The organism is Oxalicibacterium sp. (assembly GCF_057353965.1).
The window spans coordinates 160,980-174,267 of the sequence record NZ_JBMQZD010000004.1 but is presented as its reverse complement, the minus strand read 5'-3'; the positions used below and the strand labels follow the sequence as shown (position 1 = coordinate 174,267).

Genomic DNA, 13,288 nt, shown 5'->3' with positions numbered 1-13,288 from the left:
ACATCCGATGCTGGCGCAGATGCCTTCGAGCGCGCCGGACATCGAAGTCGCCGGCCAGCCGGACACGACACCGGACGTCATCGACGGCGTCGCCTTTGCTCGTCTGTACGGCGAACCGCTGTTCAAGCTGCCGAACGACCTGTACATTCCGCCGGATGCGCTCGAAATCTTCCTCGAAGCCTTCGAAGGCCCGCTTGATCTGCTGCTCTACCTGATCCGCAAGCAGAACTTCAACATCCTCGATATCCCGATGGCGCAAGTCACGCTGCAATACCTGCAGTATGTCGAGCAGATCCGCATGAGTAATCTTGAACTGGCGGCCGAATATCTGCTGATGGCGGCGATGCTGATCGAAATCAAGTCGCGCATGCTGCTACCGGTGCGCAAGGCCGATACCGGCGAGGAAGCGGAAGATCCGCGTGCCGAACTGGTGCGCCGCCTGCTGGAATACGAACAGATGAAGCTGGCATCACAGCATTTGGACGCACTGCCGCAGCTCGGCCGCGACTACGTGCGCACGCAGGTCTACATCGAACAGAACACCGTGGTGCGCTGGCCCGAGGTCAACATGAACGACCTGCAGGCCGCGTGGGCCGACGTGCTGCGCCGCGCCAAGCTGACTGCGCATCACACGATCACGCGCGAAGAACTGTCGGTGCGCGAGCACATGACATCCATCCTGCGCCGGCTGCAGACCAGCAAGTTCGTCGAATTCACCGATCTGTTCGATCCGTCGCGTGGCGTGCCGGTCGTCGTCGTCAACTTCGTCGCACTGCTGGAGCTCGGCAAGGAAACGCTGATCGAGATCACGCAGGCAGAACCCTTCGCTCCCATCTACGTCCGTCTGGCCTACGCGCCGACCTGATCCCTTCCCACTCGACATATCGCGCCGACGGCGCATGCGCTCTATCAAGGTAATCAAGGCAGGTTTATGAAAATCATCTCTTCGATCGAGGAATTGCGCGATCACTTGCGCGGCCAGTTGCGTACCGCTTTCGTGCCGACCATGGGCAATCTGCACGACGGCCATCTGTCGCTGATGAAGCTCGCGCGCAAGCACGGCGATCCGGTCGTCGCATCGATTTTCGTCAACCGCCTGCAGTTCGGGCCGAACGAGGACTTCGACAAATACCCGCGTACCTTCCAGGCCGATGTCGAAAAGCTCGAAAAGGAAGGCGTCTACATCCTGTTTGCGCCAACCGAGAAGGACATGTATCCAGAGCCGCAGGAATACCGCGTGCGGCCGCCCGACGATCTGGGCAATACGCTGGAAGGCGAATTCCGCCCCGGCTTCTTCACCGGCGTGACGACCGTGGTGCTGAAGCTGCTCTCCTGCGTACAGCCGCGCGTGGCCGTGTTCGGCAAGAAGGATTACCAGCAGCTGATGATCGTGCGCAACATGTCCAAGCAGTTCGCGCTGCCGACCGAGATCATTGCTGCCGAAACTTTCCGCGCGGAAGACGGACTGGCGCTGTCGTCGCGCAACAGCTACCTGTCTGCCGACGAACGCACCGAAGCGCCGACGCTGTACCGCGTGCTGAACGAAGTCGCCAACGAAGTCCGCAGCGGCCATCTGGATGTGTCCGAGCTGGAGCGCAAGGCCATGGCCGAACTGACGCAGCGCAACTGGAAACCGGATTATGTATCGATCCGCAAGCAATCCAATCTGCAGCCGCCGGCCGCTGGCGACATGGCGCAGGGAGAAAAACTCGTCGTGCTTGCTGCGGCCAAACTGGGCAGCACACGTCTGATCGACAATCTGGAAATCTGATCTTCCGTCACTCGTCCGGACGAAAAAAATGCCGCACTTTGTTGCGGCATTTTTTATCCGATCAGGCAACGTTCATTTGCCGCCCACCCAGCGCAGGATATCCTGCCACTGTTCCCTATCCCTTTCGACGCGGCCCGGCGCCACATCCCACAGCGTCGCGCCGTTGGCGGCCAGTTGTACGTAATTCTGCGTGCTGCGCAGGAAGCCCAGCACCGGCAGACCTAGTCCTTCGACATAATTTGCCAACTGCTCCGAAGCACGCGTACGCACGTCGACGCGCATGCCCAGTACGCCGACATCGACCTTGTCCTTCTGCTTGCGATCGGCCAGCTTCTGCAGGAAATCCTGCGTTGCAAGAATATCGAACATCGACGGCTGCAGCGGCACGATGACCTTGTCGGCGATGTCCATCACTTTCTCGAAACGCTTGCCGCCGAAACCGGCGGGCGTGTCCAGCACGATGTGCGTCGTGCCCTTGGGCGGCTTGGCGACATGGCCGTCCTCGATTTCCCATGCCTGAATGGCCGGTAACGCCGGCGAACGCAGCTTCAGCCATGCACGCGACGATTGCTGCACGTCGGTATCGCCGAGCATGACCTTGTGCCCTTGCGAGGCGAAATAGCCGGCAAGATTGGTGGCAAGCGTACTCTTGCCGACGCCGCCCTTCGGGTTGGCGATGACGATGACTGGCATGGCATTCTCCCTTTGCACGATCAGCGAAAACGACGCAGCCCGGGCGGGCCGCAATTGCAGAAAGGCAAGAATAGCATGTGCCGCCGGACGACGGCAGCCGGAAGAAAATCGATCAGCCGCGATCGCCGTATGCGCGCAGCGCCTGCAACAACGGTAGCGCAGCATCGGCGATGCGATCCAGGCTGGCTTCGCGCAAACGTGCAGTATCGACAGCAGCATCGCCATGCAGGCCCGCCCAGCGCAGCAGCGCATTGCACGCAGCAGGCGTATCGAACACGCCGTGCAGATAAGTGCCAAGTACACGGTCGTCGTCGGAACGCGCACCTTCGGGCCTATTCCCGATCGAAACGCCACTCGTATCTTCAATGAAAAAAACCGGCTTGCCGCGTGCAGCGCCGTCGGACGCGCCCATATGGATCTCGTAGCCGCTGACGGTGGCATCGGCAAAGGTGCAATGACCACCGACCTGCTCCAGCCGTTTCTCCGCCGTCAGCACCGTGTCGACATCCAGCAAGCCTAGTCCTTCGGATATTCCGGGCGCGCCTTCGACACCCTGTGGATCGGATACCGTGCGTCCCAGCATCTGGTAGCCGCCGCAAATGCCGATCACCTTGCCGCCGTAGCGCAGATGACGCAGCAATGCCTGCTCCCAACCGTTGGCACGCAGCCATTCGAGATCGCCACGCGTGTGCTTGCTGCCTGGAAGAATAATCAGGTCGGCCGGCGGAATCGGCTGGCCGGGGCCGACCAGTTGCAGATCGACATCCGGATGCGCGCGCAGCGCATCGAAGTCGGTGTGATTGCTGATGCGCGGCGGCACCGGTACGACGACGCGGAAGGCGCCGCACGCCGCCTGCGTCTGCTCAACCGCATCTTCCGCATCGAGGAACAGGCCGTGCAGATACGGCAGCACGGCCAGCACCGGCTTGCCGGTCTGCGCTTCCAGCCAGTCGAGCCCCGGTTCCAGCAGCGACAGATCGCCGCGAAAACGGTTGATGACGAAACCGACGACGCGATTACGCTCGCTTTCCGACAGGCAGGCCAGCGTGCCGACCAGATGCGCGAAGACGCCGCCGCGATCGATATCGGCAACGATGATCACCGGGCAATCGACGGCTTCCGCAAAACCCATGTTGGCGATATCACGCTCGCGCAGATTGATCTCGGCCGGGCTACCCGCACCTTCTACCAGCACCACGTCGTATTGCGCCGCAAGACGCCGGTATGATTCCAGCACCGCCTGCATCGCCACCGGCTTGTAGGCGTGATAATCGCGCGCGTTCATGTCGGCACGCGCTTTGCCGTGAATGACGATTTGCGCACCGATATCGCTGGACGGCTTCAGCAGGATCGGATTCATGTCGGTATGTGGCGCGATGCCGGCGGCGACTGCCTGCAGCGCCTGCGCGCGGCCAATCTCGCCGCCGTCGGCCGTCACTGCGCTATTCAGGGCCATGTTCTGCGGCTTGAACGGCACGACCTTGAAGCCTTCGCGTGCTAGCAGGCGGCACAGTGCTGCGACCAGCACGCTCTTGCCCGCGTCCGACGTCGTTCCTTGCACCATCAGGGTCTTGAACGGGAAATCCGCACCACCGTTTTTGGCATCACTTCCCATATGTCATTTCCCGTTCACACGCCGGCTGCGTGCCAGTTCCAGCTTTTCGCAGACGAAGGTCGCGCCGTCGATCAGACGTGGACCGGCGCGATTGAGCAGATCGGCATCAATGGAAAACAGGTTGTCGCGCTTCACCGCCAGCAGTTCCGGATACTGTTTCCAGATTTCCAGTCCCTGCGTCGTCTTGCGTTCTCCGGTAATCATCGCTTCGGGATTTTCCAGCAGCACCGCTTCGATGGAAACCGTCGGCGCGGTCACGCCCAGGTTGCCGAAGATGTTGACGCCGCCGCATAGCTGCAGCATATCGCTGATGATGTGGCTGCCGTTGACCGTATAAATAGGCTTGCCCCAGACCTGATAGAAGGTGCGCACCGGCGGTCGACTGCCGTACTGTTTCTGCAATTGCGCCAACTGCGCGCGTTCGTCGGCAGCGGTTTTCTCGGCCTGCTGTTCCGTACCCATCAGCTTGCCGAGACGCGAAATGGAATCGGGAATATCGGCCAGCTTTTTCGGCTCGCTATAGAAGAACGGAATACCGAGCTTGTGCAGGCTGTCCAGCTGGCGCTCGGAACTGCCGTGCAGCCATACGACCAGCAAATCGGGCTTCAGCGCGATCACACGTTCGAGATCGATCTGCCGATGATCGCCGACACGCGGAATCTTCAGCGCCGCTTCCGGATAATCGCTGTAACCGACGGTGCCGACGATGCGGTCACCTCCGCCGGCCGCAAAGATCAGTTCGGTCGCATGCGGCGCCAGCGAGACGATGCGTTGCGCCGGCTTCTCCAGCACGACGGCGTTGCCGGCATCGTCACGCACGGTAACGGCGGCAAAAGCCTGCACGGCATACAACGATACGCATATCGCAGCAGCGATGGGATGGAGATAACGTTTCATGTACTTCCCTGAGAAGATTGCCAATCGGCCAGCGCATGCTGCAATCGCTGCCAGCCGGCTTCGTCCGGCGGCAGCCCGAGGCGCACGCCATGCGCAAATTGTCTGATCCAGATGCCATGCCGCGCCATGTGATCGGCAAAAACAGGCGCGCTCTTTTCCGGCCAATACTGGTACAGCGCGCAACCGCTGGCGGCCACGCCATGCAATGCCAGCAGCGCATACAGTCGTGCCCCCTTTTCGCGCAGGCGCTCGCGCATCTGCGATTGCCACACGGTATCGCGCAATGCCGCCGCACCGATCTGCTGCGCCGGGCCGCTGACTGCCCACGGGCCGAGCATGTCACGCAAGCGTTCCAGCAAGCCAGCTTCCGCAGCGACAAAACCCAGGCGCAACCCCGCCAGCCCGAAAAACTTGCCTACGGAACGCAGCACGATCAGACCGGGAACTGTAGCCGATGCGGCCACACTCAATTCCGGCGTCACATCGCCGAAGGCTTCGTCGACGATCAGCCAGCCACCGCGTGCCGCCAACCGGCTCGCCCAATCATGCAGGATCGTCGGCGCGATGCTCTCGCCGGTCGGATTGTTCGGATTGCAGACGACCATCACATCGCAATCGTCGATGGCCGTTGCAAGCTCCGCATACGGCAGCTCGCATACCGCATGTCCGTTCCGCTTCCAGTGATGCGCATGTTCGGCATAGGCGATGGAAGGCACGATTACGCGCGACGGGCCGCGCAATCGCGGCAGCGCCTGAATGGCTGCCTGCGTGCCGGCCACCGCCAGCAGCGGCGATGCACCGTAATATTCTTCCGCCGCTTGCAACAGAACCGCATCCGTCTCGGGCAAGCGGTGCCAGGCGTCCGCCGCCAATGCCGGCGCCGGATATGGATGGGGATTGATGCCGGTCGACAAGTCCAGCCAGTCTTCACGCGGCCGACCGTATCGCCGTACCGCATCGTGCAGATTGCCGCCGTGATCAAGCACGGAATACTCCCGCAATCATGATTATTCCCGCCCACAGGCAGGCCGTTGCCGATACCAGTCGCCATGCGCGCACGATATCGCTGCCTTCGGCTTCCGGCCCCGTACCTAATGGCGGACGTTGTTCGATTTCACCGTGATAGATGGCCGCGCCACCCAGCAGGATGCCCAACGCTCCTGCACCGGCAGCCATCACAGGCCCGGCATTCGGGCTGCCCCACGCCGACGCCTGCGCACGCCAGCACTGCCATGCCTGCCGCGTATTGCCGAGCATGGCATACGACAGTGCCGTCAAGCGCGCCGGGATGAAATTCAATGCGTCGTCGATACGTGCCGCCGTGCGGCCGAACGCATCGAAGCGCGGCGTGCGGTAACCCCACATCGCATCCAGCGTGTTCGCCAGACGAAACAGCAACGCACCAGGGCCGCCGGCGACGAGAAACCAGAACAGCGCACCGAACACGGCATCGTTGCCGTTTTCCAGCAGCGATTCGACGCCAGCCTTCGCCAGATCGCCTTCCTTTGCCTGCGCCGTATCGCGGCTGACGATGCGTGCCGTCAACCGGCGCGCGCGCGGCAGATCGCCAACCGCCAGCGCACGTGCGATCGGCAATGCATGATCGCGCAGGCTGCGCAAACCCAGACTGAAGTACAGCAACGCAACATGTCCGATACACGCTGCCGTCAAAGACCATTCCGTCAATTGCGCCAGTGCCATCCAGACCAATACGGTCGGTAACAGCACGGCGATGGACCACGCACACAGGCCGCGCATGAAACGTGCGCCATCCTTGTTCAGCGTTCTTTCCAGCCAGCTCGCCGCATTGCCGAAACCGACCAGCGGATGCCAGCGTCGCACCTCGCCAAGCAACCAGTCCAGCAGCAGTCCTAGAGGCAGCAACAATGCAAGCAGTGACAGCGGCAATCCCGCCAGCATCTCAGCCTTTCAATGCCAGCGGCAAGCCGGCGACGATCAGTCTCACGCGATCGCAGCGGGCAGCGACGTCCTGATTCAAGCGCCCCGCTTCGTCGACAAACCAGCGCGACACCGCGCCCATCGGCACGACGCCCTGTCCGACTTCGTTGGTGACGAGAATCACATCGCCGGCCGTCTGCTCCAGCGCTTGCAGCAGACTGGCACGCTCGCGCGCAAAGCAAACCGGCGGCACGATGGTGCCGATCTCGGGAAAATCGCCGCCTTCGGAGAACAGCAGATTCGAGAGCCACACCGTCAGGCAATCAACCAGCACCAATGTCTGCGCCGATGCATGCCGCGCAATCGCATCGCCCAGCGCCAGCGGTTCTTCCACCGTCTGCCAGCTTGCGTCGCGCCGCGCACGATGATGCGCAATGCGATTCCGCATTTCATCGTCGCCGTCATCATCGTCGATACGCGCCGTGGCGATATAGACGATCGACTTGCCAGCACCGAGCGCCAGCTGCTCCGCATGCGCGCTCTTGCCCGAACGCGCGCCGCCGATGAGAAGCGTGCGTGTCGTCATGGAGTATCCGGCAGAAAGAAGCGTGCCATCGCCGCCGGGCATGACGAGAAATACGCGTGAAAATAGGTAGCAGTCAATCCGTTGCTGCGATAGACAGCTTCGCCGGGCTGGCCGTTTTTCTGGCGCACCGTCTGCGCGACGGATTCTTCCGACGTCTGCAGCGTCGAGTAATGGAATGCATGGCCGCGCAGTTCGCCATCCGGCGTCGCCAGCGACTGCATGCCAATGCCGGCAAGACGCGGCTGCATGACGATCTGTCCCGGCATCAGTCCTGCCATCGGCCATGCCTTGCCGTTTGCATCGGTCAGCGTATCGGCGATCACCATCATGCCGCCGCATTCGGCGAGTATGGGCATGCCGGCTGCATGCGCGGCCTGCATCGATACACGCCAGCGTTGAGCCGATGCCAGTTCTTCGCAATGCAGTTCCGGATAGCCACCGGGAATGTAGACGGCATCAGCGTCAGCGGGAATCGGCTCGTCGGCGATCGGCGAGAAGGAGCGCAGCGTCGCACCTGCTTCACGCAGGCATTCGAGATTGGCCTGATAAACGAAAGCGAAGGCAGCGTCGCGCGCGATGGCAATCGTCTTGCCGGCCAGCGGACGCGGCATGTCGGAAACAGCCGGCGGCGCATCGAAATGCGTCAGCGGAATCGCATTCCATACATTCATGTCCAGTTCGATCTGCTCGGCCAGCTGATCGAGTACGCGGTCGACCTGTTCCACCTCTTCCGGCAGCACCAGGCCGAGATGCCGTTCCGGCAGCGATACCTGCTGACGCGGCAGCGTCGCCAGCAACGGTACGTTCCGCATGCTTCCCGCCACCATCTGCGCATGCGATGCACTGGCAACGCGATTGATGATCACACCAGCCAGATCGACCGGGCCGAACTGCCGCAAGCCAAGTACGACAGCGCCCGCCGTCTGCGCCATCTTCGATGCATCCAGCACGGCCACAACCGGCACACCGAACGTGCGGGCCAGATCGGCCGACGAAGGATCGCCATCGTACAGCCCCATCACGCCTTCGATCAGGATTACGTCGGCTTCTGCAGCAGCCTGCGCCAACAGGCGGCGGCACTGTTCGAGGCCGACCATCCACAGATCCAGCGCATAGACTTCCGCGCCGCTGGCACGGCGCAAGATCATCGGGTCCAGATAGTCGGGGCCGGTCTTGAAGATGCGTACACGCAATCCCTCGCGAATCAGGCGACGAGCCAGCGCGGCCGTTGTCGTCGTCTTGCCCTGACCGGAAGCGACGGCAGAAACAAGGACGACGCGCGCGGACGACGTTGGCATTTTTACTTCCACCGCCGTCACCACTCGACGCCCGGCTGTGCCGCGATACCGGCCGCAAATGCATGTTTGACCGGCTGCATCTCGGTGACGGTATCGGCTGCTTCGATCAGTTCCGGCGGCGCACCGCGCCCTGTTACGACAACGTGCTGCATGGCCGGGCGCGCCTGCAAATCGGCAATCACCTGCTGCACATCGAGATATTTGTATTTCAAGGCAATGTTCAATTCGTCGAGAATCACCATGCCAATCGCCGGATCGCTCAGCAATTCCTTCGCGCGCTGCCAGGCCGCCTGCGCCTTCTCCACGTCACGTGTGCGATCCTGCGTTTCCCACGTATAGCCTTCGCCCATCACATGGAAGCTGACTTCGTCGGGGAAACGACGAAAGAACTGTTCCTCGCCGGTCGGAATCGCGCCTTTGATGAATTGCACGATGCCGACCTTCATGCCATGGCCGAGCGCACGCGCCACCATGCCGAAGGCGCTGGAGCTTTTCCCCTTGCCGTTACCGCAGGTGATGACAAGCACGCCGGCATTGCGCGTGGCGGCCGCAATCTTCTTGTCGACGACTTCCTTCTTGCGCGCCATGCGCGCGTTATGTCGCTCGGTCAAGCCGCCGTCCTTCGTTTGTTCGTTATCCATGATTTTCCTCCGCCGCCACGAACACAGCGCGTTCGCCATGCCGGACGATTTCGATGGGATGGCCCAGGCAGGCGCCGAGCAGCGCCGGTGTCAGCACATCGTGCGCTGCACCTGCATGCCAGCTGCCATCGCCCATCAGCAGCAAGGCATGCGTCGCCACGCCATAAGCCAGATTCAGGTCATGACTGACCATGACCGCAGATTTTCCTTGTTCGGCGCATAGCTTCGCCAGCAGGCGCATCACGCCGACCTGGTGCGCGAGATCGAGCGCATTCGCCGGCTCGTCCAGCAGCATCAGCGGCGCATCCTGCGCCAGCACGGCGGCAATCGCCACGCGCTGCCGTTCGCCGCCCGACAGCGAACGCACATCGCGTTCTGCCAGGCCGGCAACATCCATTGCCTGCAACGCCGCGCGCGCCGCCGTAAAATCGCTTTCCGATTCCCAGTACGCATCTTCGTGATACGGATGGCGTGCCGACAGCACAGTTTCGATCACACGGTACCCAAACGCATCGCTGCGCCCCTGCGGCAGATAAGCGCGCTCGCGCGCCAGCGCCGCCAACGGCCAATCAGCCAATGCCTTGTCTTGCAGCAGCACTTGCCCGTCGTCCGCGGCACGCAATCCCGCCAGCGTGCGCAGCAGCGTACTCTTGCCGGCACCGTTGCGGCCGATCACGCACCAGCATTCGCCAGGCGCAATCTGCCAGTCCAATGCATCGATCAACGTACGGCCGGCCACACGCAGCAGCAGTTTTTCCGCTCTCATCCGCGCCTCCGCAGCTGGTGCAATTGCAGCAGGAAGACCGGCACGCCGATCATGGCCGTAATGACGCCAACCGGCAGCTGCTGCGGCGCCAGCACCGTGCGCGCCAGCGTATCGGCCAATACAAGAAAACTGCCGCCGACCAGTGCCGATGCCGGCAACAGCAGACGATGATCCGGCCCCAGCACGAAACGGCACGCATGCGGCACGATCAGGCCGACGAAGCCGATGCTGCCGGCATTGCTGACCGCGCTTGCCGTCAGCAACGCGCTGCAGACGAACAGGCCGCGCCGGCATGCGGACACATTCACACCCAGCGTCAACGCGTTCTCCGCATGCAGCGCCATCATGTTGATCGCACGCGCCATCCGCACGGCAATGGTCAGCGCGCCGAGCAGCACGATCCACGGCAGCCAGCGGAACGATGAACCGGACAGATCGCCGATCAGCCAGAACACCATGCCGCGCAACCGATTCTCCGGCGCGATCGACAACATCAGCGCGATCAATGCGCCGCAACCCGAAGCAAGGATGACGCCGGTCAGCAGCAGCAAGGGTGCACTGCCTTCGGAATGCGGTGCACTGCGCAGATCGCGGCGCGCCAGAATATAGAGAAGAAACGCAATCGCCAGCGCACCGGCAAAGGCCGCAGCATCGACGATCCAGGCCGCTACCGACAGCATCAACGCCAGCAAAGCACCCACTGCCGCACCGCCGGACACGCCAAGCACATACGGCTCGGCCAGAGGATTGCGCAACAGTGCCTGCATCATGACGCCGGCCAGCGTCAGCGAGGCGCCGGTTGCAAAGGCAGACAACGCACGGCCGAAGCGCAGCTCGACCAGCGTCGTCGCCAGCGTGCCCGTCTGACCATGAAAGACATCACGTATCACGCCGAACAGATCGGCTGGCGTCAGTGCAACGGAACCGATGACGCATGCCAGCAGCAAACTGATCAATGCCAGCACAGACAGCAGCGACAGTACGTGCCACGCACGCGTACGGCGCGGCGCTTCCCATGCTGTCGATCGTTCGTGCGAGGTCATCTTCATTATTGCCTGTTCATTTCCTTAAAAGCAGATGCGGCGCCGTCCGAAAACCGCGCCGCATATCCGCCATGTCGGCCTTGGCGTTGCTTACTGAAATCCGTAACGCACGCCGACAAACACGTTCGATCCCGGCGTTTCGTAGCCGTAGGCGAGTGTGTAGTCCTTGTTCGTCACGTTGTTCCAGCGACCGAACAGCTGCCAATTATCGGTCAGATCGTAGGTCGCGTGGAGATTCAGCACGGTGTAGCCGCCGAGGCGTTTCTTCTCGGTGTTCTTGTCGTCGTCATAGCGGTATCCCGAAAAGAAGACATCGCTGCCCACCGTCCAGGCGCCCATGGCGTAATCGAGGCTGATCGTGCCATGCGAACGTGATCGACGTGCCAGCAATGTGTCGTTCGTTTCATTACGCGGGTCCTGCAGATCCAGCGTGCCATGCAAGGCGAAATTGCCGAATCGCGTTCCGGCGGAAAGCGAAAGCCCGGACAAGACGGCATCCTCGACGTTGTAATAGCAGTTGCCGGCACCGGTGATGGGGCATGGCTTGACCGTCACTAGCATATCCGTCAGGTGATTGCGGTAATAAACCGCGCTGAAATCCGTATGGCCGTCGTCGTAGTAGATGCCGATTTCGGCGTTCTTTCCCTTTTCCGGTTTGGCATCGAGATTGCCGTATCCTGGGTAGTACAGATCATTGAATGTCGGCGCACGGAAACTCGTTCCCACGCTGCCGTTGACGCGCCAGGCTTTTGTCAGGCGATAACCGTAACCCAGGCTGCCCGTCACGCGCGAACCATAAATGGAATTGTCGTCATAACGAATGCCGGCACTGCCAAGATGATTACCCCGGTTCAACTGATAAGCGACAGCAAGCGAATCCGTATCGCGATCCTCGTTCTCAGCCTCACTTAGCGCCGCCTCTTCGTGCAAATGTTCGGCAACGATCTGCAACAGGTCCGTACCCAGACGAATGTCGTTCTGCCACGTATAGCGATCCTGCTGCGATTCGATCACCGAGGCCTTCGGCGAGGTATAGGTACGGCTCCTGTCCTCATTGCGCGACACCTGGAACAGACTGGTCCAGTTATCGATAATACGGTTGCGCGTATAGACCGAATACACATCAACCTCACTGATCAGATGCGGGTTGTAGTTTTTTACCAGCGACGTGTCGTACTCGCCATCATTACGGCTGCTGAGAAAACTCGCGCCGATCTCCTGTCCCTTCGCCACTTCCATCGACAGCGATCCACTGGCGCTGCGCTTGCTGTAGCCGTCGTCATCCGGATCGAAGCTCTTGCCGACCAGCTTGTTGGTGGAGCTGAAACCGCGCGACTCCTCGCGTGAAACATTGAAGGCATAGCGCAAGACATGTTCGCCCTGCGTCGAGCCATAAACACCGGCCGTCAACACTTCTTCGCCGTAGCTGCCCGCTCCGGCAGAAAAAGTCGGATGCGGCTTCCCGTCGCCCTTCTTCGTGAAAATCTGAATCACGCCACCGACTGCATCGGCTCCATACAACACCGCCATCGGCCCCAAGATAATTTCGATGTGGTCGATCTGGGACAGCGGTATCGCAGACCAGGTCGGCTCACCTGACGTGGAAGAAAAACTGCGCACGCCATCGATCAGCAGCAATGTCTGTTTGCTTGTGCCGCCCCGGATCGCAACGGTCGCGCTATTGCCTGCGCCGCCGTTGCGCGTCACCTCGACGCTACGCTGTGTCTGCAGCAAATCGATCAGCGAGGTCTGGCCGGACTGTGCAATGTCTTCGGACGTAATGACGACATGGTCGGCAATCACGTCTCCAGCTTTCTGCGCAGTACGCGCAGCAGTTACGATCACGGGTTCGAGCGATGAAGTGGATGTTTGCGCATAAGACGCAGGCGTATAGGCGGCAGCAACGCCGACGGCGATCGCAAGCGGACGAAAAGCCGCTGCTGCATGCCGCAATGCGGATGAAGTCATGATGATGTTTCGAATGGAAACGTACCGCTCTGCCTCCCCGCAGAACGGATCGAACGGAAACACCGGACAGGGATGAACGACGAGAACAGACGACAGGAGCCGATGAGGCCC

The 13,288-nt window shown here is 61.4% G+C and carries 13 protein-coding genes; 2 read left to right on the top strand and 11 right to left on the bottom strand.

Annotated features, from left to right (window positions below):
• Positions 1-7: 7 nt before the first annotated feature.
• Both ACO1VH_RS07240 and panC read left to right on the top strand, forming a co-directional pair.
• Positions 8-865: a segregation and condensation protein A gene (locus tag ACO1VH_RS07240; protein ID WP_486244225.1), complete on the top strand. Its 858-nt coding sequence runs from the start codon at positions 8-10 to the stop codon at positions 863-865.
• Between the two features lie 66 nt (positions 866-931).
• Positions 932-1,771 (top strand): pantoate--beta-alanine ligase, encoded by an 840-nt coding sequence (gene panC, locus ACO1VH_RS07235; protein WP_486243836.1) that lies wholly within the window; start codon positions 932-934, stop codon positions 1,769-1,771.
• Between the two features lie 72 nt (positions 1,772-1,843).
• On the opposite strand, the gene ACO1VH_RS07230 is transcribed toward panC, so the two are convergent.
• The 11 genes from ACO1VH_RS07230 to ACO1VH_RS07180 all read right to left on the bottom strand — a co-directional run bounded on the left by ACO1VH_RS07230 (position 1,844) and on the right by ACO1VH_RS07180 (position 13,177).
• A complete protein-coding gene (locus ACO1VH_RS07230; protein WP_486243835.1) occupies positions 1,844-2,464 on the bottom strand; it encodes a ParA family protein in 621 nt (206 codons plus the stop codon).
• 112 nt (positions 2,465-2,576) lie between these two features.
• On the bottom strand, positions 2,577-4,028 hold the full coding sequence (locus tag ACO1VH_RS07225) for a cobyric acid synthase (protein ID WP_486244224.1): 1,452 nt from the start codon (positions 4,026-4,028) through the stop codon (positions 2,577-2,579).
• 54 nt (positions 4,029-4,082) lie between these two features.
• A complete protein-coding gene (locus tag ACO1VH_RS07220; RefSeq protein ID WP_486243834.1) occupies positions 4,083-4,976 on the bottom strand; it encodes a cobalamin-binding protein in 894 nt (297 codons plus the stop codon).
• On the bottom strand, positions 4,973-5,962 hold the full coding sequence (gene cobD, locus ACO1VH_RS07215; RefSeq protein WP_486243833.1) for a threonine-phosphate decarboxylase CobD: 990 nt from the start codon (positions 5,960-5,962) through the stop codon (positions 4,973-4,975). Before cobD ends, ACO1VH_RS07220 begins: the two co-directional genes overlap by 4 nt.
• Positions 5,955-6,896 (bottom strand): adenosylcobinamide-phosphate synthase CbiB, encoded by a 942-nt coding sequence (cbiB, locus tag ACO1VH_RS07210; RefSeq protein WP_486243832.1) that lies wholly within the window; start codon positions 6,894-6,896, stop codon positions 5,955-5,957. The genes cobD and cbiB overlap by 8 nt, the downstream gene beginning before the upstream one ends.
• A 1-nt stretch (position 6,897) precedes the next feature.
• Positions 6,898-7,461, bottom strand: coding sequence for a bifunctional adenosylcobinamide kinase/adenosylcobinamide-phosphate guanylyltransferase (gene cobU, locus ACO1VH_RS07205; protein ID WP_486243831.1), 564 nt, complete (start codon positions 7,459-7,461; stop codon positions 6,898-6,900).
• Positions 7,458-8,759, bottom strand: a complete 1,302-nt coding sequence (locus ACO1VH_RS07200) for a cobyrinic acid a,c-diamide synthase CobB (protein WP_486243830.1) — start codon at positions 8,757-8,759, stop codon at positions 7,458-7,460. Before ACO1VH_RS07200 ends, cobU begins: the two co-directional genes overlap by 4 nt.
• A gap of 17 nt (positions 8,760-8,776) precedes the next feature.
• Positions 8,777-9,400: a cob(I)yrinic acid a,c-diamide adenosyltransferase gene (gene cobO, locus ACO1VH_RS07195; RefSeq protein ID WP_486243829.1), complete on the bottom strand. Its 624-nt coding sequence runs from the start codon at positions 9,398-9,400 to the stop codon at positions 8,777-8,779.
• Positions 9,393-10,166 (bottom strand): ABC transporter ATP-binding protein, encoded by a 774-nt coding sequence (locus ACO1VH_RS07190; RefSeq protein ID WP_486243828.1) that lies wholly within the window; start codon positions 10,164-10,166, stop codon positions 9,393-9,395. Before ACO1VH_RS07190 ends, cobO begins: the two co-directional genes overlap by 8 nt.
• Entirely contained in the window at positions 10,163-11,209 is a 1,047-nt protein-coding gene (locus ACO1VH_RS07185) for a FecCD family ABC transporter permease (protein ID WP_486243827.1), read from the bottom strand. The genes ACO1VH_RS07190 and ACO1VH_RS07185 overlap by 4 nt, the downstream gene beginning before the upstream one ends.
• A 90-nt stretch (positions 11,210-11,299) precedes the next feature.
• Positions 11,300-13,177 (bottom strand): TonB-dependent receptor domain-containing protein, encoded by a 1,878-nt coding sequence (locus ACO1VH_RS07180; protein ID WP_486243826.1) that lies wholly within the window; start codon positions 13,175-13,177, stop codon positions 11,300-11,302.
• Positions 13,178-13,288 lie beyond the last annotated feature (111 nt).

What these genes read in the sequence shown, in the direction of transcription:
- ACO1VH_RS07185 (WP_486243827.1), bottom strand. Translation starts at nt 11,209, where the DNA reads ATGACCTCGCACGAACGATCGACAGCATGGGAAGCGCCGCGCCGTACG.
- ACO1VH_RS07220 (WP_486243834.1), bottom strand. Translation starts at nt 4,976, where the DNA reads ATGAAACGTTATCTCCATCCCATCGCTGCTGCGATATGCGTATCGTTG.
- ACO1VH_RS07225 (WP_486244224.1), bottom strand. Translation starts at nt 4,028, where the DNA reads ATGGTGCAAGGAACGACGTCGGACGCGGGCAAGAGCGTGCTGGTCGCA.
- cbiB (WP_486243832.1), bottom strand. Translation starts at nt 6,896, where the DNA reads ATGCTGGCGGGATTGCCGCTGTCACTGCTTGCATTGTTGCTGCCTCTA.
- panC (WP_486243836.1), top strand. Translation starts at nt 932, where the DNA reads ATGAAAATCATCTCTTCGATCGAGGAATTGCGCGATCACTTGCGCGGC.
- ACO1VH_RS07240 (WP_486244225.1), top strand. Translation starts at nt 8, where the DNA reads ATGCTGGCGCAGATGCCTTCGAGCGCGCCGGACATCGAAGTCGCCGGC.
- ACO1VH_RS07180 (WP_486243826.1), bottom strand. Translation starts at nt 13,177, where the DNA reads ATGACTTCATCCGCATTGCGGCATGCAGCAGCGGCTTTTCGTCCGCTT.
- cobO (WP_486243829.1), bottom strand. Translation starts at nt 9,400, where the DNA reads ATGGATAACGAACAAACGAAGGACGGCGGCTTGACCGAGCGACATAAC.
- ACO1VH_RS07200 (WP_486243830.1), bottom strand. Translation starts at nt 8,759, where the DNA reads ATGCCAACGTCGTCCGCGCGCGTCGTCCTTGTTTCTGCCGTCGCTTCC.
- ACO1VH_RS07230 (WP_486243835.1), bottom strand. Translation starts at nt 2,464, where the DNA reads ATGCCAGTCATCGTCATCGCCAACCCGAAGGGCGGCGTCGGCAAGAGT.
- ACO1VH_RS07190 (WP_486243828.1), bottom strand. Translation starts at nt 10,166, where the DNA reads ATGAGAGCGGAAAAACTGCTGCTGCGTGTGGCCGGCCGTACGTTGATC.
- cobU (WP_486243831.1), bottom strand. Translation starts at nt 7,461, where the DNA reads ATGACGACACGCACGCTTCTCATCGGCGGCGCGCGTTCGGGCAAGAGC.